This window comes from Halarsenatibacter silvermanii, from assembly GCF_900103135.1.
Taxonomy (GTDB): domain Bacteria; phylum Bacillota; class Halanaerobiia; order Halanaerobiales; family Halarsenatibacteraceae; genus Halarsenatibacter; species Halarsenatibacter silvermanii.
Window position 1 is genome coordinate 44452 of sequence record NZ_FNGO01000010.1, and the last position, 22562, is coordinate 67013.

Here is a 22562-nt window from a genome sequence, read left to right on the forward strand (position 1 = left end):
TATGAAAACCTTCAAAAGAGAGACGTCTGAAACCGATATCGAGGTGAAGCTCGATATCTATGGAGAAGGAAATACCAGAATCAATACCGGTATAGGTTTTTTTGACCATATGCTGGAATTATTCGGCAGGCATGGATTTATGGACCTGGAGGTAAAAGCGGACGGTGATCTCGAAGTTGATTACCATCATACAGTTGAAGATACTGGCATAGTTCTGGGTAGAGCCCTGAATGAATGTCTGGGCAGCAGGGGAGGCATAACCCGTTATGGTGATGTCCTTTTGCCGATGGATGATGTACTGCTGCAGGCGGCCGTAGATCTGGGAGGGAGATCCTACTATCAGGGCAATATATCCGCTGATAGGAAGGTGGTTAATGGTTTTCCGCTGGAACTGCTGGACGAGTTTTTTTGCAGTGTAACCGATCATGGATTTTTCAATCTTCACCTCCTGGTACGACGGACCGGGAATGCTCATCACCTGGCCGAAGCATGCTTTAAGGCGGCTGCCCGAGCTCTGGATAGTGCTTTAAAACATGAAAAGAGGCTGGATGAAACGCCGCTCTCGACCAAGGGGCAGCTGGAGGAGGGAAAAGACAATTAAATTCGGCATAATTGATTATGGAGCGGGAAATCTGGGCAATGTCCACCGGGCTTTAAATGGGCTAGGAGTCGAGAATAGTGTCGTAGATTCCGCCATTGAGATAAAAGATGCTCAAGCGTTGATTTTGCCAGGTGTTGGCTCTTTTGCTGCAGGCATGGAGGGCCTTGAGAAAAGAGATCTTGTTGAGCCTCTTTGCTCTGAGCTGAAAAAGGGCAAACATCTTCTGGGTATATGTCTTGGAATGCAGCTTCTCTTTGAGAGCAGTGAGGAGGCGGAAGGAATTGCCGGCCTGGAGCTGCTGCCGGGAAAATCAAAGCTATTTCCCGTAGAAACAGTGGCTAAAGTGCCCCATATGGGCTGGAATGATCTCAAATTCGAGAAAAATACCGGGCTGATCAGTGGACTGGAGAATTTTTATTTTTATTTTGTACACAGCTATTACCTGCCTATCAGCAGTGTCATAAAGCAGCACAGACTTGCTGTCAGTAGGTACCGGGGAATTGAGTTTGTATCAGCAGTTAAAAAAGATAATATAACCGCGCTTCAGCCTCATCCTGAAAAAAGCGGCAGCATCGGGCTGAAATTCTTGCGCAATTTCGTAGAGGAGGTAAAAAATGAAAGTTATTCCCGCCGTTGATATACTCGATGGAAAAGCAGTCAGTCTTTATCAGGGAGATTTTGACCGCCGGGAAGTGGAGAAAGATGATCCGCTGGCTATAGCCAAAAATTTCTGTGAACAGGGAGCAGATGAACTGCATATCGTTGATTTAGATGGAGCTCGAGAGGGTTATCCTGGCAACAAGGGATTGATAATGAATATACTGGAGGACCTTCCAGAAGTCAAAATTCAGGTTGGAGGAGGGATAAGAAGCATAAGCACCGCCCGAGAATATCTCCAGGCAGGTGCCGATGCTGTGATAATAGGTACTGCAGCCATCAAAAATCCCTACCTGATCGGCGAGATGATTCAGGAATTTGGAGGAGACAGAGTTATTGTTTCGCTTGATGCCGAAGAGGGCGAACTGGCCATTTCGGGCTGGGAGGAAAAATGTGGTGTCGGTATTAAAACTCAGCTGGCCAGAATAATAGAGCATGGTGTTGAAAGATTGATTTATACCGATATTGATAAGGATGGTACTCTGGAAGGCCCTGATATTCAGGAGATAAAATCGGTGGGCAGATATGAAATTGAGGTTACGGCTTCGGGGGGGATCTCTTCTCTTGAGGAGATCGAAAGACTGGCAGAACACGGTATAGATAGGGCGATTGTGGGAACTGCTCTCTATAAAGAGAAGATAGAACCGGAAGACCTGTGGGATGATGAATAGTATGCTGACCAAAAGATTAATTCCATGTCTCGATGTCAAAGCGGGAAGGGTTGTCAAGGGAGTACAGTTTGTCGATTTAAAGGATCAGGGAGATCCCGTCAAACTGGCTGCTCACTATAATGAGCAGGGTGCGGATGAGCTGGTCTTTCTGGATATTACTGCCAGCAAGCAGGAACGCGATATAATGAAGGATATAGTAAGGGAAACCGCCGAAAAATTATTTATACCTTTCACTGTGGGCGGCGGGATCAGAACTGTGGAAAAGATGAGGGAGCTTATAGCAGCTGGAGCCGACAAAGTATCGATAAATACGGCTGCGGTAGAAAATCCTGATTTGATCTCCTGGGGGGCTGAACTCCTGGGCAGTCAGGCAGTGGTGGTAGCCATCGATGCCCGCCGAGAAGAGGATGGCTGGCAGGTTTATATCAGAGGCGGCAGCGAACGCACAGACTGGAAGCTTGAGGATTGGGCGAAAGAAGTTGAAAATAGAGGAGCAGGGGAAATATTGCTGACCAGCATGGACCGGGATGGCACCCGTGATGGATATGATTTGGAGATGCTGGCCGAAGTTTCTGAAAATGTGTCTATTCCCGTGATAGCCAGCGGAGGAGCAGGTTCACCCCGGCATTTATATGAAGCTTTTACCGAGGGCAGGGCCGATGCTGCTCTGGCGGCTTCCATCTGGCATCAGAATGATTATACTATTTCTGAGTGCAAGGAATATCTGGCTGAAAAAGGTGTTGCTGTACGGCCTATAAATGGTGATGAAAATGATTGATAAAAACAATCAGTCAGAAAAAAACGACAGGAAAGATCCGGTCGAAATGATAGATTTTGACAGCCGGGGCCTGGCGCCGGCCATTGTTCAGGATATTCGCACGGGAGATGTGCTGATGCTGGCTTATATGAATGAGGAATCCCTGCGCAGAACGATCGAAGATGGCAGAGCTCATTTTTTCAGCCGCTCCCGGCAGAAACTCTGGTTGAAGGGTGAGACTTCAGAAAACTATCAATATGTTCAAAGGATAAAATATGATTGTGATGCTGATGCGCTGCTGCTGGAGGCAATACCGGCCGGCCCGGCCTGCCACACTGGTGAAGAAACATGTTTTTACCGGGAGCTCAGCGAGACCTCCCACCATTTCGATGAAAAATCCGGTCGGAACAGGCTCGATTATTCGATTCTGGACGAGCTGAGGGAAATAATCACAAGCCGCGATGAAAAGCGTCCTGATGGCTCATATACGGTCGAACTGCTGGAGGCCGGTGATGAAGAAATGGCCAAAAAATTGGGCGAGGAAGGTGTTGAACTGGCTCTATCTGCTGTCCAAAACGAGGAGGAAGAGATCTATCGTGAGTCAGCCGATCTTATATATCATCTGCTGGTTATGCTGAATTCACAGGGCCTTTCACTGGCAGGTGTTCTGTCAGAATTGCGAGAGCGTTTCCGCCAGTGATAAAATGCGGGAGGATTGTCCTAATGAACCCAGAAATATAAACAGGGAAAGGTACATATTTTGATTGAGGGGTGGTAATTTGCAGCTTTTTTCCTTTGACAGCGGAGTTTATTTGCTGGAAATTTTTGTTTTTAAACCCCTGAAAATAGAGGTGGGGGCGAGAGGCAAAGAGGTTTTTCGGTCGGGCTACTATTATTATTCTGGAACCGCCCAGAAAAATTTAAATGCCCGACTGGAAAGACATAAACAAAAATTTGTCAATAAGCACTGGCATATAGATTATCTGCTGGAAAAAACAGTTCTTTATGACATTTATGCCTGGCAGGGATCTGCAGCCTTAGAATGTAAACTGGCCGAAGAACTTCTGGCGATCGAGAATGTTGAAATTTATAATTCTGGATTCGGCGCCAGCGACTGCAGCTGTGAAGCACATCTTCTCCATTCCAAGGAAAAGTTAAGCGAAGATACAATAGAGGAGCTGGTTGTCGATGAGGAATAAAGACATATTAAAAGATCTCAATCCTGCACAAAAAAAAGCGGTCAGACATTTTCAGGGGCCGGCGCTCGTTCTGGCGGGCGCGGGAAGCGGCAAAACCCGGGTTTTGACCCACAGATTGGCTTACCTGATAGGAGAGTATGGGATCGATCCGGAAACGATTCTGGCCGTAACTTTTACAAATAAGGCAGCCGATGAGATGAAGGAGAGAGCTGCCTCACTTCTGGGTGCCAGACCAGAGAGCTGGGTGGGAACTTTTCATTCCTTTGCTGCCAGCATACTCAGGAAAGAAGCCGAAAAAATTGGCTACAATTCGAATTATGTGATTTACGATACTGCCGACCAGAGGGCCCTGCTCAAGGAAATCCTATCTGATTTAAAAATAGATTCCAGCAGGGTCAAACCGTCCCTTCTTGCGGTTTTAATCAGCAATGCCAAAAGTGATCTGGTGCGTCCAGAAGATTATGAAGCCGGTGCTGAAGGCCGAGTAAAATCTCTCGTTCCAGAAGTTTATCGCGAATACGAAAAAAGAATGAGAGCCAGCAACGCACTGGATTTCGATGATCTGCTCATGAAATGCTGTCAGCTCTTCGGCGACCATGAACGTGTGAAGAGTTATTATCAAAGAAAATATAGATTTTTGCTTATTGACGAGTATCAGGATGTCAATAACGCGCAGTACAGGCTGAGCCAGCATCTAACAGGAGAAGAGGAAAATATTTTTGCTGTCGGCGACCCTGATCAGAGTATATACGGTTTCAGAGGTGCCGACATCAGTAATATATTAAATTTTGAGCGCGATTATCCCCGCGCTGAAGTTATCAGGCTGGAACGAAATTATCGCTCCCAGCAGAAAATTTTGCAGGCAGCCCAAAGCGTCATCGAAAACAATATCAGCCGCAAAGAAAAGGACCTGTGGTCTGATCTGGGCAAAGGTGGTGATGTAGTGGTTGCCGAACTGGAATCAGGGAAGAGAGAAGCAAGGTATGTCGGAAAAGAAGTGGATAGATTAATCAAAAAAGATAATTTTGCTTACGGCGATATAGCTGTGCTTTACCGTACCAATTCTCAGTCTCGCAGCCTGGAGGATGTTTTTATGAAAAAGAACATTCCCTATCAGATTGTCGGAGGGTTAAAGTTTTACGAGCGGCGGGAAATTAAAGATATGCTTGCCTATCTTCGCCTTGTTTATAATCCTCAGGATGAAGCCAGCCTGCTGCGGGTGATCAATACTCCCCGGCGCGGTATAGGCAGAAAAACTCAGGAAAGAGTCAAAAGCTTTGCCTCCGAACATAATATATCGGTTTTTGAAGCTATTTCCAAACCTGAAGTTATCCCCGGGCTTTCCACCACTTATGAGCGTCGGGTCAGAGAATTTGCCGAATTAATAGAGGAACTTCGCGCACGATATGAAGAAGGTACTGTTCTCGATCTGATGAGTGCTGTAATTCGCAGGACCGGATATAAGGACGATCTACGGCAGAAGGATGATAAAGCGAGAGAGAGGATCGAAAATATCGGTGAGCTGCATAATCTTATCAGGGAGTATCTCCAGAAAAATAACGAGGGGGGCCTGGGTGATTTTTTGGAGGAGGTTAAGCTGCTGTCAGATATAGACAGGTGGGAGGACAGTACCGATCATGTAACATTGATGACCCTTCATTCTGCCAAAGGACTGGAATTTCCCGCGGTATTTATGGTAGGAATGGATGAGGGAATCTTTCCTCATGAAAACTGCCTGGAAGACAGTGATGAAGTCGAAGAGGAGAGAAGACTCTGTTATGTGGGCATGACCAGAGCTCAGCAGCAGCTCTATCTGACCAGGGCCAAAAAGCGCCGCCGATACGGCAGCCGCAAACGTTATGAACCATCTCGTTTTCTGTCGGAAATCGATGGTAATGTCACCACGCGTGAGATTCCGGGCGGCAGCAGAAAAGATTCTTTTGAAACTGGAACTGGCTGGAGTGATTCGCTGCAGAAGTCCGCTGATAAGGCTCTGGATAATCTTTTTACCGGTGGGGAAGATAAAAAAACATCAGAAGATACCTCATATCAGCCCGGGGAGATAGTACAGCATTCTGAATTCGGTCAGGGAGAAGTGCTTAAAGTCAGCCGGAGCCGACAGTATGGCGAAAAGATAAAAGTTCGTTTTGCAGATGGCAATGAAAAAGAGCTGATGGTGAGTTATGCGCCGCTGGAAAAGAAAAATTAGGTTGCTGCTCAAGAGGTGAGTTAAATGGATGAAGAAGTTGATGATCTACAGGAAAGAATAGAAGAGCTGCGGGAGAAGCTGCATTATCATAACCGTCGTTATCACGTCTATGATGATCCCGTCATTTCCGATGCCGAGTACGATGAAATGATGCAGGAGCTTAAAGAGCTCGAGCGGAGGCATCCCCGGTTTCAGGATCCCAATTCTCCCACCCGGCGGGTAGGAGGGGAGCCTCTGGATGAATTTGAAAAGGTCGAACATAGTCAACGCATGCTCAGTCTTGACAATGCTTTTGATGATGATGATCTTTATGATTTTGCTGACAGGATAGAACGGCGGCTCGACTCTCATAAAATAAAAGAGGAGCCGGATTATGTTATTGAGCATAAGGTCGATGGGCTGGCTGTTATACTTCGCTATCGTGACGGGCGGCTGGAACTGGCGGCCACCCGGGGAGATGGGAGTGTGGGCGAAAATGTCACCGCCAATATAAAAACCATCCCTTCCGTTCCCCTCAGGCTTTCCCGGCCTGCAGATATTGAGATCAGGGGAGAAGTCTTCATGCCGGAAGACGAATTTGAGGAGATGAACCGGCGGCGCCTGGAGGAAGATAAAAATCTTTTTGCCAATCCCCGCAATGCGGCTGCCGGTTCTGTCAGGCAGCTTGATCCTTCGATTGCAGCCGAGAGACCGCTGGATTTTCTGGCTTATTCTCTGCTCGAGACTTCAGCGGATAATTTTGATCGTCATGTGAAAGCCATGGAGTTCATGAAAAAACTTGGATTCAAAACAAATCAGTACTGGAGAAAAGACAGTGTCGAAAAAGCAGCCGTTCTTTGTTGGGAATGGACGGAAAAGAGGAATCAGCTGAATTATGAAATTGATGGAATGGTGATTAAAGTTGATCAGCTGGCTCTTCGGGAAGTTTTGGGTTCTACTTCCAGCAGTCCCCGCTGGGCAATAGCCTATAAATTCCCCGCTCAGCAGAAAAGCACCCGGGTTAAGGATATAGTTGTCTCGGTTGGACGGACGGGTGCTCTAACCCCCAATGCTATCCTTGAGCCGGTGGACATAGATGGCTCCACCGTCAGCCGGGCTACACTTCATAATGAGGATGAAATTGAGAGAAAAGATGTAAGAATAGGTGATCGCGTAATCATTCAAAAAGCGGGAGATATAATCCCCGAGGTGGTTCGCGTCATAAAAGAAGAGCGTAACGGCGGGGAAGCAAAATTCAACATGCCGGAATGCTGTCCTTCCTGCGGTTCAGAAGTCAGCCGCGATCCGGATGAAGCGGTTCTCCGCTGCTCAAATGCTGCCTGTCCTGCTCAGCTGCGTGAGAGCATACTTCACTTTGTTTCCCGTGAAGCTATGAACATCGAAGGGATTGGACCTTCGCTTGTCGACAGGATGATGGAGGCAAAGCTGGTCGAGGATTATGGCGATTTATACTATCTGGAAAAAGACGAGTTGATCAGACTTGAAAGGGTGGCTTCCAAATCAGCTGATAATATTCTTCAGGCCATAAAGGAGAGTAAAAACCGAGAATTCGACAGATTGATCTACGCTCTGGGTATCAGACATGTCGGCTCTCGCACAGCAGCTTTGATCTGTGAGCATTTTAATTCTCTGGAACGGATCAAAAAAGCTGGAGTAGAAGATCTTAAAGAGATAGATGAAGTCGGTCCGGTGATCGCCAGAAGCGTGGCGGATTTTTTTGAACGCGAAAAAAATCAGGAAATTCTTCAGAAACTGAAAGATGCCGGTCTGCCCACCGAAATGAAAGAGCAGTCAGACAGTGATAACCTGGAAGATCTCCGTTTTGTGCTGACCGGGCGGCTGGATGATTTTACCCGTCAGGAGGCCTCGGAAGCAATCGAGCAGCGAGGAGGTCGGGTGACTTCCAGCGTCAGTGGACGGACCGATTATCTAGTGGCGGGAGAAAACCCCGGCTCCAAGCTGGATGAAGCCAGAGAAAGGGATGTAACCGTTTTAAATGAAGATGAGTTTCTAAATATTTTAAGCGAGAAGGAGGGTGATTAATTTGATAGATCGAGATGATGTTGAAGACCTGGCCAGGCTGGCCAAGCTGGAACTTTCAGAGGCGGAAAAGGAACAATTTGCCGGCGAATTGAAGGACGTGGTTGATTATGTCAACAAGATACTGGAAATCGACACCGAGGGTGTTAAGCCCACCTATTATCCCCAGCCCCGGGAGAATGTCGTGCGTGAAGATGAGGTGACCAATGAGGACAGAAGAGATGAAATGCTCGAAGAGGCCCCGGAAAAGACAGAAGGTCAGTTTCGGGTGCCGGGAATCGGCAAGCAGGATTAGGAGGTAGAAAATAATGCAGGATATTATAAAATTTAGTCTGGCAGAATTAATCGACAGGAGAGAAGAAGGAGAAATATCTCCCCGGGAGATAACTGAAGTTTATCGGGAAAGACTGGAAGAACTGGATGGTAAAATAGGCGCATTTGTAGATCTTAACGACGAAATCACACCGGCTGGAGAAGGTGAACTGGCCGGAATCCCGGTGGCTTTGAAAGATAATATGGCTACCAGCAATCTTTCCACAGGCTGCGCCTCTGAGATTCTGGAGGATTATCAACCTCCTTATGATGCAGCTGTAGTGGAAAAATTAAAAGAGGCAGGAGCCTTTCTCATCGGGAAAACCAACATGGATGAATTTGCTATGGGTTCGACGACTGAGTTTTCCGCCCAAAAAGTTACCAGAAACCCCTGGAATTTGGACCATGTTCCCGGCGGTTCCAGTGGAGGATCAGCAGCTGCCGTGGCAGCTGGATTTGTTCCCGCCGCCCTGGGATCAGACACGGGAGGTTCGATACGACAGCCTGCCGCATTCAGCGGCGTTGTTGGTCTAAAACCCACTTATGGGCTGGTATCGAGATATGGACTTATAGCTTTTGCCTCATCTTTAGATCAAATCGGACCTCTGGCCAGAAATGTAGAAGATGCCGCTATCTTGCTTAATATCATATCCGGTCATGATAAAAGAGATTCTACTTCAGCAGATATAGATCATCCTGATTATCTGAAAAATCTTGATAGAGGAGTTTCGAATTTTACGTTTGGCCTGCCCGAAGGTTATCTCGATCTCGATATTGATAACGACGTCAAACAGGCTGTACGGGACTCTATAAAAGCTCTGGAGAAAGCGGGGGCGGAAGTCATTGAGGTTGAGCTTCCTTCCCTCGATCAAATGCTGGCCGCATATTATGTGATCGCGCCTGCTGAAGCCAGCTCTAATTTGGCCCGTTATGATGGAGTACAGTACGGCAAGCGGCAGGAGGCGGAAGAACTGGAGGAAATGTATTTTGAGACACGCAGCTTGGGTTTTGGGCCTGAGGTAAAAAGAAGAATAATGCTGGGTACATACGCTCTCAGCGCCGGCTATCAGGACGACCTGTACAAACAAGCTCTTAAAGTTAGGACGATAATTAAAGAAGCCTATCAGGAAGTCTTCGAAAAAGTGGATATGCTGCTGACCCCAACAGCACCCACTCCTGCTTTTGCCGTGGGCGAGGAACAGGATCCTCTTGATGTGTATTATACCGATGTTTTCACTGTGCCCTGCAACATAACTGGCTTTCCCGGTATTTCACTGCCGGCAGGCTTCAACGATGAAGGACTGCCGCTGGGAGTTCAGCTGATTTCCAGTTCTTTTAACGAGGTTGAGCTGCTGCAGGCAGCCAGCGGTTTAGAAAAACTCCTCGACACGCCCAGTCTCGCTAAATTAGACTAAAAAGGAAAGGTGATAAGGATGTTAGAGGATTTTCAAATAGTTATCGGGTTGGAAGTCCATGTACAGCTGCAGACCGAGACCAAGCTTTTCTGCGGCTGCAGCACAGAATTTGGCCGTCCGCCCAATGTCAACACCTGTCCGGTTTGTCAGGGCCTTCCGGGTACTCTGCCTGTGCTTAACGAAAGGGCTCTGGAATATTCGCTTCTGGCAGCGAGAGCTCTCAACTGCAGCATAAATGAGTACAGCAAATTTGATCGAAAGAACTATTTTTATCCCGATCTGCCCAAAGGCTATCAAATATCTCAATATGATCTGCCTCTGGGGTATGACGGGCATCTAACTATAGATATCGAAGAAGAGAGTGATATCTGCGAAAAAAAGATAGGTATCAATCGGGTTCATATGGAGGAGGATGCCGGGAAACTGGTTCATGGAGACAGACCGGGAAGCAAAAGTTACAGTTATGTCGATCTAAACCGGGCTGGCGTCCCCCTTATCGAAATTGTAAGCGAACCGGAGATGAACAGTCCGCGCGAGGCCCGACTTTATCTGGAAAGTTTAAAGCAGACAATAGCTTATCTCGGTGTCTCCGACTGCAATATGGAAGAGGGTTCCCTGCGGTGTGATGCCAATATATCACTGCGTGACAGGGGAACTGAAAAATTCGGTATAAAAGCTGAGGTCAAGAATATGAACAGTTTCAGCGCCGTAGAGGAAGCACTATCCTATGAGGCCAAAAGACAGGCGGAGATTCTCTCTTCGGGCCATGAGGTTGTGCAGGAAACAAGAGCCTGGGATGCTGACAGACAGCAGACCACTTCCATGCGAACTAAAGAGGAAGCAGAGGATTATCGCTATTTCCCCGAACCTGATTTGATGCCCCTTAAAATATCGGACAGCTGGATCGATGAGATCGATGAGAAAATGCCGGAACTTCCCCGTCAGCGGTGTCAGCGCTTTCAGGAGGAATACAACCTTCCCGCCTATGATGCTGAAGTTTTAACGGGTGAGAGGGAGTTTGCCGATCTTTTTGAAGCGGCTGCCGAAGAATATCATGATGCCAAAGAGGTCAGTAACTGGTTGATGGGAGAATACAGGCGGCTGCTCAATGAAAACAATCTCGTACCCGGAGAAGGTCAAATAAGCCCCGAATCTCTGGCGGAGCTGTTAAAGCTCGTAGATGATGAAGTTATAAGTTCAAATATGGGCAAAGAGGTATTTGAAGAGATGTTCGAGGAAGGCGGAGATCCGGGAGCTATCGTGGAAGAAAGAGGTTTGAAGCAGATAAGCGATGAGGATCAGCTCGGTGAGATAGTGGCAGAAGTCCTGGAAGAAAATCCTGATGTGGTGGAGGATATTCTTGAGGGCAAGGACAAAGCCATCGGATATCTTGTTGGTCAGGTCATGCAGAAGACTCAGGGTAAAGCCAATCCTCAGATGGCCAAAAACATGCTGAGAGAGAAAATAGAAAACGAATAAACTCAGCAGAACATTCCTCTTAAAAGTCATAGCGGAGTAATTTGCTCATAGGGCTGAGTCATTCCAGCGACTCAGCCTTCTTCGTTTTTTTACTGGCATGGGTGGCCTGAATTGGATTTTGAGAGGGATCATTCAATTCCTTCTTGAGGGTGAAATAGAGCCAGGGGAGGGCTATAATTATATTTCCTAACTCCGATATGGGAAAGGCGTACCAGAGATAAGAAAGCCCCCAAAAACTGCCCAAAAAATACATCAGAGGAAGCAGCAGAACCATCTGACGGAAGAAAGATTGTATCAGACTGGGAACCCCCCGGCCTATAGCCTGAAAGGTGGCCGAAATGATGATAGCTGGTCCTATTATCGGATAGGCGGGGCTTATATTTCTCAGAGCTGTAACGCCGATATTTATGAGCTCGGGATCGCTGCTGAAAAGCCTCAGAAGTTTTTCCGGGGCAAATTGAAAGATGAGCATCCCGCTGGTGGTGATGAGAAAAGCGAACAAAACATTGGAAAACAGGCCTTTTTTAACCCGGCCCGGTTTGTTGTGAGAATAATTATAGCCTATCAGGGGCAAATAACCCTGCTTAATACCGAATATGGGCATGAGAACAAAGGACTGCAGCCGGAAGTAAATACCACCGACGGCTATAGCCTCCGAAGAGAATTGAGCCAGAATTCTATTCATTCCTCCCAGCATGAAGCTGGCCATAAACTGCATTATCATGGCCGGAAACCCCACCCTGTAGATCTCACGGATTAGATCCAGTCGGAGCGAAAAATGTTTTAAGGATATATTGAGCTCGATCTTATCTCCGACTATCAGATAGATGATCATTACTCCGCTCAGAGAACGGGCTATAACAGTCGCCAGGGCTGCGCCCTGCAGACCCATTTCCGGGAAAAAACCGATTCCAAAGATCATCAGAGGATCGAGTATGATATTAATGCCAGCTCCCCAAAATATATTCAGCATGGGGAGGAAGGTATTGCCTTCTCCTCGCAGCACATGATTGCTGATGATCGGTAGAAAGAAAGAATAAGAACAGGTCAGGACAATTCTGCTGTAGCTGGAGGCTTTGGCGATAAGAACCTCATCCTCGGCAAATAGACTGACAAGATTAGGAGTAAAAAAGAAACCCACCACTGTCAGCATAAGACTGGCCAGCGCAGCTAAAAATAAGGCTTGTGATCCGGCCTGACTGGCATCTTCCAGATCATCCGCGCCCAGAAGCCGGGAGATTAAGGAGGTGGCTCCCACTCCGGTGCCCACCGAGATGCCGATGAGAATCATCTCCAGAGGGAAAAACAATGCCAGAGAGGAGATGGCCTCTGTGCTGTACTGGCCTATAAAGATGCTGTCTATTATGCTGTAAAGCGACTGGGCTGTCATGGCCAGAATACCTGGCAGTGAAAGTTTTAATACCAGAGGTATGATGGGCTCTTTTCCCAGCCGTTCTGATCTTGCATCGGTTTTCATTTTGTAGCTTCTCCTCTCGCTGCTGTTTAGCCGGGACCAAATTTATGATATAATCACAGAAAATATAGTTGTTCAGATCGTTTCGACTCTGAAGCTCATTCTAACATAGATGTTTTTACTGGTCAATTTTGCCCGGTGATTTTCGGGCAGGTCAGGAGGCAATTCATGAAAAATTTCAGGAAATACATCGTGAAAATCTTAGATTTATCCTCGCAGGGAGAGGGGGTGGCCCGGCCGGAGGATCTGCCGGTTTTTTTCGTTCCAGGAGCTCTCCCCGGAGAGAAGGTCGAAGTGCGTCCGACAAAGAAGAAGAAAAATTACTGGAGGACCGAGCTTCTTTCCGTTCGAGAGGCGTCAGGTCACAGAGTTAATCCCCGGTGTGATGTTTACGAAAGCTGCGGAGGCTGCAATCTTCAGCATCTCGGTTACAGGGTTCAGCTGAAAGAGAAGGAAAAGATAATAAAAAATTCTCTCTCGAGGATAGGGGGAGTTGAAGAGCTACCTGAATTTTCGGTAACAGGCATGGACTTCCCCTGGTATTATCGCAATAAGGGACAATTCCCGGTGGGCAGAGAGGATGCGAAAAAAGGGGAAGAAGGGGGCCGCGTCAGGGCCGGCCTGTATAAAAAAGGCAGTCATGAACTGGTCTTTTTCGATGAATGCCCCATCCAGCATCAGCCCATAAATCGTCTTATCAAGGAGACAGAGAAGAGATTGAACAGATATGAAATAACCCCCTACAACGAAGGAAAACATAGCGGTAACCTGCGGCATCTGGTGATTCGAGGGGCAGTCTGTTCCTCTCAGCTGCAGCTTACCTTTGTAACCAGGCGCGGTAAGCTGCCGTCCCGAAAAGAAATTACGGCAGAACTGATAGAGGAAATACGTTCGCTCTGGAGCATATATCACAGTGTAAACGCCGAAGACACCAATGTTATTCTGGGAGATGAAATTGAACTGGTTACCGGTGAAAGGTTTATTACCGAATACATCAGAGATAAAAAATTTTATATACATCCCAGCAGCTTTTTTCAGGTTAACACACAGCAGACAGAAAAGCTTTATGAACGGGTTCTATCTCTGGCCAGAGACGTATCACCTCGGCGCATAATTGACGCTTACTGTGGGGCCGGGACGATCGGCATTTATCTGGCTGATGGAATGAAAGGTGATATAGAAAAAACTTTAGGAATCGAGGAAGTTCCTCAGGCGGTGCAGGCTGCGGCAGTAAATTCCAGTTTGAATGAGTGTCGAAATGTTGACTTTATTCAGGGAAAAGTTGAGAAAGTTCTGCCCCGCCTGGACCTGAAGGAAGAGCTCGTAATAGTCGATCCGCCCCGGAAAGGATTGAGCGAAAATAGCTGTCAGACTATTCTCGATTCCTCACCTTCAGCGGTAGTTTATGTTTCCTGTAATCCCGGTACCCTGGCCCGAGACATATCGAGACTGTCGACTTCCTTTCGACTGGAGAAAATTGAAGCTGTCGATATGTTTCCTCATACTCATCATGTCGAAACAGCGGTTCTTCTGGTGCGGGACTAAAAGGAGGTATACATAATGAACTACGTACTGGCAGTGGTATTCGCATTTTCCGGAATTGGCGGATTAATCTATGGCGTCGAAACCGGAGTATTTATTGGTCTTGGCCTTCTGCCCTGGCAGCTGATAAGAATAGGCGTGAGCAGTCAATATTATAGATTGCTGGCAGCGATCTGTGCTCTTGCCGGCGTGATATTCTTTGTGATTAACAGTATGTGGTACTGGCTGCTTGCCTTTGTTTTTATATGTCTTTATAATCTCTGGGGATATATAAGGTTTTACAATGATAAAAGTTCTTGACAAATGCCTCATTTTATAATATAAAAGTATTTAGGGAAAGTATCATCGGCGATGTATTTAAACATTTAACCGAAATATTGATTTTGCGATCAGGTGAGGAATAGCGTTTTTCATGATTTAGTTAGAAATGGGAAGTAAATTATCAAAACCAAAATCTAATAACGGGGTGAATTTAGATATGCCGACCTATCTATATGAGTGTAATGAATGCGGCAGATTTGAGAAGATGCAGGGTATCAAGGAGGAGGTTCTGGAGGAATGTCCCGACTGCGGCCGGGAGGTTAGAAGGATCATCGGAGCTCCCGGAATTGTCTTCAAAGGTTCTGGTTTTTACTGTACGGATTACGGTAAAAGCTCTCAGTCTCCCGGCGAACCTCAATCAAAATCTGAAGATGAAGACTCTTCGGGTTCGGCTGAGAGCTCCCCGGAAGAAAAAGCTTCTTAAAGACCAGTGATTGCCCGGATTGCATTATATCCGGGTATAATAAATTTTACAGAATATTCGCTTAAACTTACTGCAGGTTACTGTGAGAATTACTTTTAATCCGGGAGGGCGACAGTTTGAAGTTAGGTGTAATTTCGGATACTCATATTCCCGACAGATCCCCGGCTCTTTCTGAAAAAGTGAGAGAGGACTTCCAAAACGTCGATGAAATATGGCATGCCGGAGATATTACTTCAGATAACTTGATAAAACAGCTCGAAAATATCGCTCCCGTAAAGGCGGTTAAAGGAAACTGCGATGGTTTCTCGCTGGGAAGAGAGCTAAAAAGTTCTCTTACTCTGAAAAGAGCTGGTTTCAAAATATCTCTCGACCATGGAGATGGATTGGGAAGAGATAAAATCTCCAAATTGAGCTACAGGTTTGATGAATCGGATGTAATAATTTTTGGACATACCCACAGAGCCTTCAAATCCTGGCAGAAAGATCAACTTTTCTTGAATCCAGGCTCTCCGACCGTTCCCCGGAGGCAGAAGTACGGCAGTTTCGCTTTGCTGGAGATATGTGCGAATCGGGAGATAGATGTAGAATTGAGAAAAATAAAAGGTTAGAGGTGATTTGATGACTGATGTTCGCGAACTTGCTCGAGAGCTGGCCGACGCTCTTGCAGGCTCGGATGAATACCAGGAATATCTTGAACTTAAAGAGAAAATCTCTGGTGATGAGAAGACGAAAAAATTGCTGTTGGATTATAGGGAAAAATTGATGGAAGCTAGAAGTAAACAGATACAGGGGGAAGAACTTGATGAAGAGCTCGAGCAGGAACTGCAGGAGATTCAAAGATATGTGGAACTCAATAAACCGGTGCAGGAGTATATGGAGGCCGAACACCGGATCAACGAGCTTGTCAATGAACTCCATCAGATAATTTTCTCAGATCTGGAGATCGGGCTGGAAGATGAACCTGCCGGTCCAGAAGTTCAATAAATTAGTAAAACAGCCCTTCAATTTTAAACGGATGAAGGGCTGTTTTGAAAAAGATTGCAGCAATCATTTTTGTTCCGGGGCCGGATGATCTCTTTTTTAATCGACCTCAACCACTTCTGAGACTTCAGGAATATGCTCTTTCAGTGCCTGTTCTATACCGTGCTTTATTGTCATAGTGGACATAGGGCAGCCCGCGCAGGCGCCTGTTAATCTGACTCTGACTTTTCCATCATCTTCAACTGACACAAGCTCGACGTCGCCTCCATCTGCCTGAAGTCCGGGACGCACCTGGTCTATGACATCTTCCACTTCTTCTCTATTCACAGCAATCACCTCCAGCTTTGTTGGCATTTATTATTGTTGAGTGTGAATCGTGATTTCAATTCTCAATTATTATAACATAGATTATCGCAAAAACAAAGCAAAGCAGGCAACTAAACTTTTTCCAGAAAGGAAGAGTTTGATGTCAGATTTTGTTCATCTTCATAATCATACCGAATACAGCCTTCTTGATGGGTCGCTGCGTCTATCCGAACTGGTTGCTGCCACCAGGGAGTACGGTCAGAAAGCGGTGGCGATGACCGATCACGGTGTTTTATATGGGATGGTAAAATTTTATAAGAAGGCTCGGGAGGAAGGGATAAAACCGATTATCGGCTGCGAAGTTTATCTGACTCCCGGAGATAGGCGCGAAAAAAAAGACAGGGAACTATATCATCTGGTTCTTTTAGCTTCCAGCGATAGAGGTTATAACAATCTTCTGGAAATCGTCACCAAATCTCATCTGGAAGGTTATTATTATCGTCCGCGGGTCGACAAAAATCTTCTTTACGAAAATCGGCGCGGCCTGATAGCGACCTCGGCCTGTCTACAGGGGGAGATTCCGACCAGAATACTGGCGGGTAATTTCAAAGAAGCCGAAAAGAGCTTGAGAGAATACCGCGAAATATTTGGCCGGGAGAATTTTTTTTTGGAACTGCAGGACCATGGTCTGCCGGAACAAAAAAAGGTCAATCCGGAGTTAAAAAAATTTAGCAAAGAATTCGATCTGGGATTGGTTGCGGCCAATGACAGTCATTATCTGGAAAAGAGTGACGCTGAATTTCATGATGTTCTGCTTGCCCTGCAGACCAACAGCGAGGTTGCCGATACAGATAGAATGACTTTCCCAAACCAGGAATTTTATCTGAAATCTCCACGAGAAATGCGAGAACTTTTCTCGGAGGAGCAGGAAGCCATTAAAAACACCGGACGTATTGCCGACAGATGTGAGGTGAACCTTGATTTTGAACGATTTTTCCTGCCTGAATATCCTGAAGCTTCAGAGCAGGATTTATCGGCTGAGGAGATGCTGAGAAAAAAATGCAGGGAGAGGCTGGATGAGAATTTTTCCGATGATGAAAAACCCCGGGAGAGAATGGAGTATGAGCTTGAGATTATATGCGATATGGGCTATGCAGCATATTTTTTGATAGTTCAGGATTTTGTTGAGGAGGCTAAAAAAAGAGAAATAAGAGTCGGGCCAGGAAGAGGGTCGGCAGCCGGCAGTTTTGTATCCTATTTGCTGGGTATAACCAAAGTGAATCCTCTGGATTACGGTCTGATTTTTGAGCGGTTTTTAAATCCAGCCCGAGTAAGTCTGCCCGATATTGATATTGATTTTGACGAAAGGCGAGATGAAATTATCGATTATGTGTCCCGTCGTTATGGTCAGGAAAGGGTGGCGCAGATCGGCACTTTTGGCACCATGGCAGCCCGGGGGGCTATCCGTGATGTCGGTAGAGCCCTGGGTATGGATTATAACACCGTCGATCGCGTGGCAAAATCAATACCTCTGCAGAGCGGGAAAACTCTGGATGAACTTATGGAAAGCGATTCCAGCCTGCAGAAGATGGCCGATGAGAGTGAAAGGGTGGCCGAGCTTCTCAATATAGCCCAAAAGCTGGAAGGACTGCCCAGGCACATATCGACCCATGCTGCCGGGGTGATTATAGGTCCGGACAGATTAATGGATTTTGTTCCTCTTCAGAAGCAGGATGAAACCATTATTACCCAGCTTCCTATGGAGGATGTCGAAGCTCTGGGTCTGCTTAAGATGGATTTTCTGGGGCTCAGAAATCTGACTGTTATCGAGGATTCGCTGGAACGTATTGAAAAAAATCACGGTAAAAATATAGATATCGATGAAGTTCCGCTCGATGATAAGGAAGTTTATGAGATGCTCAGCCGGGGAGAGACAGCCGGGGTTTTTCAGATGGAGTCTCAACTTTTCAAAGATCTCACTGCCAATTTAAAACCGGAGTATTTTACCGATATCATAGCTCTCCTGGCGCTCGGGCGTCCTGGTCCTTTAGGCAGCGGGCTTGTTGATGATTATATTAAATGCCGCCATGGAGAAAAAGAACCGGAATATCTCCATCCCGGTCTGAAGCCAATTCTGCAGGAGACTTATGGACTTATACTTTATCAGGAACAGGTCATGGAAATTGCCAGTGAGCTGGGAAATTTTAGCATGGGAGAAGCCGATATACTAAGGCGGGGCATGGGCAAAAAGAAGAAAAAACTGGTCGCAGAAAAAAGGGAGCAGTTTGTAGAAGGGGCGCTTGAAAATGGTCTATCCGGAGATATTGCCAATGAGATCTTTGACCAGATGGAATACTTTTCCGGCTACGGCTTTAATAAATCTCACAGCGCTGCTTATGCTCTTTTGGCCTATCAGACGGCCTATTTAAAATGCAAGTTTCCTGCGGAATTTATGGCAGCACTTTTAACAAGCGTCATGGACAATCTTGATAAAGTGAGCGATTATATTTCTACTTCTCGGGAGATGGGAATTGAGATTTATTCTCCGGATGTTAATGAAAGCGACGAGGTATTTACAGCTCTTTCCGATGAGGAAATAAGATTTGGTCTAAAAGCCATCAAACATCTGGGAAGAAAGGCCATTGAGGAAATAACGAACAGGAGATCGGAGGGTGGTGAATTTGAAACTGTCCACGATTTGTTAGATAGATGCGACCTATCCCGCCTACAAAAAAGCGATATGGAAGCTTTAACAAAAGCCGGAGCCCTGGATGAATTTGAAGCAAAAAGATCACAACTTCTCTCTTCTCTGGAGGAACTTCACGAGAGATTTAGCGAACATAATTCGAGCAGAGCAAGAGGACAAACCTCTTTTTTTGAGCTGGTCGAAGAAGAAGATAAATTTTATGAAGATGATTTTACTTTTCCGGAGCTGGAAGAGGTAGATCAACGTACCAGATTGAATCAGGAAAGAGAATATCTGGGACTTTATCTCTCGGGCCATCCCCTCGATCCTTACAGCGAATTCTTTCAGGGACTGGGTGTTCAAAGCCGGAAGCTCATTTCACTGGTCGAGAACTCAAAGAAAGAACATCTGCTGCTGGGAGGACTTATCTCGGGTATCAGAGAACATACGACCAAAAACAATAGAAAGATGGCATTTTTGACCCTCGAGGGTCGGAGCAGCAGTCTTGATGTTGTGGTATTCCCTGGTGCTTATACAGGAGCAGTGCGGATGGTTTCTGAACGCCAGGCTGTGCTGGTTTATGGAAGGCCGGATGAAGACCAGCTGATTGCCAGTCGGGTTATACCCCTCTTTGATTCGGCTTTGCTGCTGGAGATAGGATCCAGTTCAGCAAAAGATATGGAAAGGATAATAAATTTTCTGGAAGAATCCGCCTCAGGTATGATGCCCGTCATATTTAAACAGAGAAAGAATTCGGATATATGCTGCTGGCTGCCGCCTGAAAAATTGTGGCTTGAGGGGTTGGAAAGGGCGGAAAAAATGCCTGCTGATGATAATTTAAATTTGGAAATAAAAAGATTTAATTTTAGTTGACACATATATCATTGAAGGGAAGATAAACATCAGTATGAATATAAAAACTCTTGAAATTTTCGTCAGTTTGGCTGATCTTGGCAGTTACTCCAGGGTGGCCGCGGAAATGAACCTCAGTCAGCCTGCTGTCAGCATGCAGATCAAAAATTTAGAGGAAAAGATGTCTGCTGAGCTGGTGGCCAGAAAGGGACGGGGAGTAGAACTGACGCGAACCGGCCGTGTATTTTACCGCAGGGTCAGTGAGCTTCTGCGGGAGTGGGAAGACGTGCAATTAGAGATTGAAAGACTGCAGGAAAGTAGGCTGGATGAAATATGCATCGGGGCCAGCACAATACCTTCCAGCCATATTATTCCCGAATTGTTGAGCGATTTTTGCCGTGGTTATCCTGAAATTAAGATGACCGTCCGGGTCGGTGATAGTCAGGATATTATCGAATTACTTGATGATCGAGAGATTGAGCTGGCCGTGATAGGGAAAAAACCTGAAAGTATCGAGCTAGAAGTTATGCCCCTTATTAAAGATGAACTGCATCTGCTGGTTTCCCGGAATGATGAATTGTTCGGGCGTGATTCTGTGTCCTTAAAGGAGATACTCGAGAGAAAATTGCTGATACGAGAAAAAGGTTCTGCCACCCGCAGGACCATGATGAATGCTTTAAGAGAAGCAGGAGCTGATAGAAAAGATCTTGACATCAGAGCCGTTCTCGAAACCAATGAAGCTATAATTTCAGCAGTAGAAGCTGGTCTGGGCGTTTCATTCATCTCCCGGCTGGCTTCCAATAAAGCATTGGAATGGGGGCGGGTCGGCAAAATAAATCTTGACGGTGTGAGGATGGAGCGCAATTTTTATATTTCCCATCCTCCCGGGAGGATTCAGGGTACGCCTCTGGAATCCTTCGTTCGACTTGCTCGCGATTTCTCCCGATAATATGAATAATTATCAGATTATCACGTCCTTCAGACTTCGAACCCTAACTATACGGACAGGCAGCAGCTGCAAATTCTCTGAGCGACATTTATGCCATGGGCCATAGGCGGCCGACCGGTGCTGGTTCCCAACATTTGCTGTTTCCCCGGCTCTCTGGATAGAGGTATTTTGAAACGAATTCTGGCCGGCCATCTTTTGGAAATGATGGAAGCCTGACAGCTGGGCTGTAAAATTTTTGCCGAAAAACTTCCCTGTTTTGAGGGTATACCCGATCTGATAGCGTCTGGAATGATGCCAGGTGGACTACACAAAAATAAAGAAACTTATTCGGATAAAGTGGATTTCGGATCAAAACTGGAGGAAGCAAAGTTTATTAAAGATTTGCTTCATGATCCGCAAACATCCGCGGGACTGCTTCTAGCTTTTCAAAAGGGTGATATATAAATAGCCCGGGAGATATTGAGGTAGAATTCATGCCCATCGAGAGAGATTGGCAGGGCGTTTTTGGACCGGCCCGCACTGAAATTCTATGAAGAATATAGAAAAATAATGAGATCCCGATCCCGGCAGACGGCCCGGATCGGGATTTTCGACTGGATAGCATTACTGAAAATAGTACGGCCCGAGAGTCACATTTTAGCCGAAGAGGTATTCGGCATCTTCATAAAAATCCAGAGGGACCTGTTTTATTTCTGCTACCGCTTCGGAGAGATCGACAGGTACAATATCCTGTCCCTGCAGCGCGGGCATCTTGCCGAAGTTTTCTTCTTCAACTAGATCTATGGCCATAAGACCGTAGCGGCTGGAAAGCACCCTATCATAAGCAGTGGGGCTGCCGCCTCTGACTATGTGGCGGGGCTGAATATATCTGGTTTCCCAGTCCATTTTTTCCTCAATCTCTTCTGCCAGATAATCACCAATACCTCCCAGCACCACGTGACCGTATTCATCAGTTTCCTCATCCTGTGCCATCATCTCTTCCATTTCTGTTGTGGTGGCGCCTTCAGCCACAACCACCAGAGCATATTCCTTCCCTTTCTCTCTTCTTTTCTCCAGATAATGGCATACGTCATCTATGCTGTATTCTTTTTCCGGTATCATAATAAAATCAGCGTCACCAGCCCATCCGGCATAGCGGCCAAATATCTCATAAATTATAACCCGGTGGTGAGAACAGGCGGTTGTCCTCAACCTATCCAGGTGATCGGTAGCTGCCTGAATAGCGCTCATAAAACCAAAGGTCATGTCGGTGCATCGGAGATCATTATCCATAGTCTTGGGAACACCAACGACATTTAAGCCGCGCTCATAGAACTTGTCGGCAGCCCCCAGAGTGTCATCTCCTCCGATTACTATCATAGCATCCAGATCCTGTTCTTCAAAAGTTTCTTCAACTTTTTCAGGACCGTGTCTGGGATTAAAAGGATTGGTCCTGCTGCTTCCCAGCATAGTACCTCCTTCAGGCATAATATCGATCACATCATCGATCTCCAGGGGGCGAGCTATGTTTTCAACCGCACCTTTCCAGCCATCTTCAAACCCAATAAATTCGTGACCGTATTCATTTATTCCCTTCCAGACTATAGATTTTATAACAGCATTGAGGCCGCCGCAGTCTCCGCCTCCAGTCAGTATGCCAATTTTCATAATCAAACCTCCTGTAGATTATTTTATAAAAATTTCTTCG

The 22562-nt window shown here is 46.3% G+C and carries 21 protein-coding genes and 1 pseudogene; 19 read left to right on the plus strand and 3 right to left on the minus strand.

Features of this window, described 5'->3' with window-relative positions; translation table 11 throughout:
• Position 1 precedes the first annotated feature (1 nt).
• From hisB to gatB, 11 genes are all read left to right on the plus strand, one after another.
• Complete coding sequence (gene hisB, locus BLT15_RS06790) at positions 2-601, plus strand: imidazoleglycerol-phosphate dehydratase HisB (RefSeq protein ID WP_089760024.1); 600 nt, start codon at positions 2-4, stop codon at positions 599-601.
• Positions 534-1238: an imidazole glycerol phosphate synthase subunit HisH gene (hisH, locus tag BLT15_RS06795; protein WP_234985532.1), complete on the plus strand. Its 705-nt coding sequence runs from the start codon at positions 534-536 to the stop codon at positions 1236-1238. Before hisB ends, hisH begins: the two co-directional genes overlap by 68 nt.
• Entirely contained in the window at positions 1216-1929 is a 714-nt protein-coding gene (hisA, locus tag BLT15_RS06800; RefSeq protein ID WP_089760028.1) for a 1-(5-phosphoribosyl)-5-[(5-phosphoribosylamino)methylideneamino]imidazole-4-carboxamide isomerase, read from the plus strand. The genes hisH and hisA overlap by 23 nt, the downstream gene beginning before the upstream one ends.
• Before the next feature lies 1 nt (position 1930).
• Positions 1931-2707, plus strand: a complete 777-nt coding sequence (gene hisF / locus BLT15_RS06805) for an imidazole glycerol phosphate synthase subunit HisF (protein ID WP_089760030.1) — start codon at positions 1931-1933, stop codon at positions 2705-2707.
• Positions 2700-3386 (plus strand): bifunctional phosphoribosyl-AMP cyclohydrolase/phosphoribosyl-ATP diphosphatase HisIE, encoded by a 687-nt coding sequence (gene hisIE / locus BLT15_RS06810; RefSeq protein WP_089760135.1) that lies wholly within the window; start codon positions 2700-2702, stop codon positions 3384-3386. Before hisF ends, hisIE begins: the two co-directional genes overlap by 8 nt.
• A 79-nt stretch (positions 3387-3465) precedes the next feature.
• Complete coding sequence (locus BLT15_RS06815; RefSeq protein WP_089760032.1) at positions 3466-3885, plus strand: GIY-YIG nuclease family protein; 420 nt, start codon at positions 3466-3468, stop codon at positions 3883-3885.
• The gene (locus BLT15_RS06820; RefSeq protein ID WP_089760035.1) at positions 3875-6094 is read left to right on the plus strand and encodes an ATP-dependent helicase; all 2220 of its coding nucleotides are present in this window, start codon (positions 3875-3877) and stop codon (positions 6092-6094) included. Before BLT15_RS06815 ends, BLT15_RS06820 begins: the two co-directional genes overlap by 11 nt.
• Positions 6095-6118: 24 nt before the next feature.
• Complete coding sequence (gene ligA / locus BLT15_RS06825) at positions 6119-8137, plus strand: NAD-dependent DNA ligase LigA (RefSeq protein ID WP_089760037.1); 2019 nt, start codon at positions 6119-6121, stop codon at positions 8135-8137.
• Positions 8130-8429 (plus strand): Asp-tRNA(Asn)/Glu-tRNA(Gln) amidotransferase subunit GatC, encoded by a 300-nt coding sequence (gene gatC / locus BLT15_RS06830; protein WP_089760039.1) that lies wholly within the window; start codon positions 8130-8132, stop codon positions 8427-8429. Before ligA ends, gatC begins: the two co-directional genes overlap by 8 nt.
• 13 nt (positions 8430-8442) lie before the next feature.
• Entirely contained in the window at positions 8443-9861 is a 1419-nt protein-coding gene (gatA, locus tag BLT15_RS06835; RefSeq protein ID WP_089760041.1) for an Asp-tRNA(Asn)/Glu-tRNA(Gln) amidotransferase subunit GatA, read from the plus strand.
• Between the two features lie 18 nt (positions 9862-9879).
• Positions 9880-11340, plus strand: a complete 1461-nt coding sequence (gatB, locus tag BLT15_RS06840; protein ID WP_089760043.1) for an Asp-tRNA(Asn)/Glu-tRNA(Gln) amidotransferase subunit GatB — start codon at positions 9880-9882, stop codon at positions 11338-11340.
• Between the two features lie 58 nt (positions 11341-11398).
• On the opposite strand, the gene BLT15_RS06845 is transcribed toward gatB, so the two are convergent.
• Positions 11399-12817, minus strand: coding sequence for an MATE family efflux transporter (locus BLT15_RS06845; protein ID WP_089760045.1), 1419 nt, complete (start codon positions 12815-12817; stop codon positions 11399-11401).
• Positions 12818-12982: 165 nt separating this feature from the next.
• Between BLT15_RS06845 and rlmD the strand changes: the two genes are divergently transcribed.
• The 5 genes from rlmD (at position 12983) to BLT15_RS06870 (ending at position 16085) form a co-directional block, all read left to right on the plus strand.
• Positions 12983-14359 (plus strand): 23S rRNA (uracil(1939)-C(5))-methyltransferase RlmD, encoded by a 1377-nt coding sequence (rlmD, locus tag BLT15_RS06850; protein WP_089760046.1) that lies wholly within the window; start codon positions 12983-12985, stop codon positions 14357-14359.
• A gap of 15 nt (positions 14360-14374) precedes the next feature.
• Positions 14375-14656 carry a hypothetical protein gene (locus BLT15_RS06855; protein ID WP_089760048.1) on the plus strand — a complete coding sequence of 94 codons (282 nt, stop codon included), beginning with the start codon at positions 14375-14377 and terminating at the stop codon, positions 14654-14656.
• A gap of 166 nt (positions 14657-14822) precedes the next feature.
• A complete protein-coding gene (locus BLT15_RS06860) occupies positions 14823-15101 on the plus strand; it encodes an FmdB family zinc ribbon protein (protein ID WP_234985534.1) in 279 nt (92 codons plus the stop codon).
• A 116-nt stretch (positions 15102-15217) separates the two neighbouring features.
• Positions 15218-15709 (plus strand): metallophosphoesterase family protein, encoded by a 492-nt coding sequence (locus BLT15_RS06865; protein WP_159429849.1) that lies wholly within the window; start codon positions 15218-15220, stop codon positions 15707-15709.
• 10 nt (positions 15710-15719) lie between these two features.
• A complete protein-coding gene (locus BLT15_RS06870; protein ID WP_089760054.1) occupies positions 15720-16085 on the plus strand; it encodes a YlbF/YmcA family competence regulator in 366 nt (121 codons plus the stop codon).
• Between the two features lie 96 nt (positions 16086-16181).
• Here BLT15_RS06870 and BLT15_RS06875 read toward each other — a convergent pair whose 3' ends face one another.
• Positions 16182-16409, minus strand: coding sequence for a NifU family protein (locus BLT15_RS06875; RefSeq protein WP_234985535.1), 228 nt, complete (start codon positions 16407-16409; stop codon positions 16182-16184).
• Between the two features lie 139 nt (positions 16410-16548).
• On the opposite strand from BLT15_RS06875, the gene BLT15_RS06880 reads away from it, so the two are divergent.
• The 3 genes and pseudogenes from BLT15_RS06880 to BLT15_RS13760 form a co-directional block, all read left to right on the plus strand.
• The gene (locus BLT15_RS06880; protein ID WP_089760059.1) at positions 16549-19947 is read left to right on the plus strand and encodes a DNA polymerase III subunit alpha; all 3399 of its coding nucleotides are present in this window, start codon (positions 16549-16551) and stop codon (positions 19945-19947) included.
• Positions 19948-19981: 34 nt separating this feature from the next.
• Entirely contained in the window at positions 19982-20875 is an 894-nt protein-coding gene (locus BLT15_RS06885) for a selenium metabolism-associated LysR family transcriptional regulator (RefSeq protein ID WP_089760061.1), read from the plus strand.
• 50 nt (positions 20876-20925) lie between these two features.
• Positions 20926-21064 (plus strand): annotated as a pseudogene (locus BLT15_RS13760) (AIR synthase related protein); the annotation flags it as partial.
• Positions 21065-21511: 447 nt separating this feature from the next.
• On the opposite strand, the gene BLT15_RS06890 reads toward BLT15_RS13760, so the two are convergent.
• Positions 21512-22522: a 6-phosphofructokinase gene (locus tag BLT15_RS06890; protein WP_089760063.1), complete on the minus strand. Its 1011-nt coding sequence runs from the start codon at positions 22520-22522 to the stop codon at positions 21512-21514.
• Between the last annotated feature and the right edge of the window lie 40 nt (positions 22523-22562).

What these genes read in the sequence shown, in the direction of transcription:
- hisB (WP_089760024.1), top strand. Translation starts at nt 2, where the DNA reads ATGAAAACCTTCAAAAGAGAGACGTCTGAAACCGATATCGAGGTGAAG.
- hisH (WP_234985532.1), top strand. Translation starts at nt 534, where the DNA reads ATGAAAAGAGGCTGGATGAAACGCCGCTCTCGACCAAGGGGCAGCTGG.
- hisA (WP_089760028.1), top strand. Translation starts at nt 1,216, where the DNA reads ATGAAAGTTATTCCCGCCGTTGATATACTCGATGGAAAAGCAGTCAGT.
- hisF (WP_089760030.1), top strand. Translation starts at nt 1,931, where the DNA reads ATGCTGACCAAAAGATTAATTCCATGTCTCGATGTCAAAGCGGGAAGG.
- hisIE (WP_089760135.1), top strand. Translation starts at nt 2,700, where the DNA reads ATGATTGATAAAAACAATCAGTCAGAAAAAAACGACAGGAAAGATCCG.
- BLT15_RS06820 (WP_089760035.1), top strand. Translation starts at nt 3,875, where the DNA reads ATGAGGAATAAAGACATATTAAAAGATCTCAATCCTGCACAAAAAAAA.
- ligA (WP_089760037.1), top strand. Translation starts at nt 6,119, where the DNA reads ATGGATGAAGAAGTTGATGATCTACAGGAAAGAATAGAAGAGCTGCGG.
- gatA (WP_089760041.1), top strand. Translation starts at nt 8,443, where the DNA reads ATGCAGGATATTATAAAATTTAGTCTGGCAGAATTAATCGACAGGAGA.
- gatB (WP_089760043.1), top strand. Translation starts at nt 9,880, where the DNA reads ATGTTAGAGGATTTTCAAATAGTTATCGGGTTGGAAGTCCATGTACAG.
- BLT15_RS06845 (WP_089760045.1), bottom strand. Translation starts at nt 12,817, where the DNA reads ATGAAAACCGATGCAAGATCAGAACGGCTGGGAAAAGAGCCCATCATA.
- rlmD (WP_089760046.1), top strand. Translation starts at nt 12,983, where the DNA reads ATGAAAAATTTCAGGAAATACATCGTGAAAATCTTAGATTTATCCTCG.
- BLT15_RS06855 (WP_089760048.1), top strand. Translation starts at nt 14,375, where the DNA reads ATGAACTACGTACTGGCAGTGGTATTCGCATTTTCCGGAATTGGCGGA.
- BLT15_RS06870 (WP_089760054.1), top strand. Translation starts at nt 15,720, where the DNA reads ATGACTGATGTTCGCGAACTTGCTCGAGAGCTGGCCGACGCTCTTGCA.
- BLT15_RS06880 (WP_089760059.1), top strand. Translation starts at nt 16,549, where the DNA reads ATGTCAGATTTTGTTCATCTTCATAATCATACCGAATACAGCCTTCTT.
- BLT15_RS06885 (WP_089760061.1), top strand. Translation starts at nt 19,982, where the DNA reads ATGAATATAAAAACTCTTGAAATTTTCGTCAGTTTGGCTGATCTTGGC.
- BLT15_RS06890 (WP_089760063.1), bottom strand. Translation starts at nt 22,522, where the DNA reads ATGAAAATTGGCATACTGACTGGAGGCGGAGACTGCGGCGGCCTCAAT.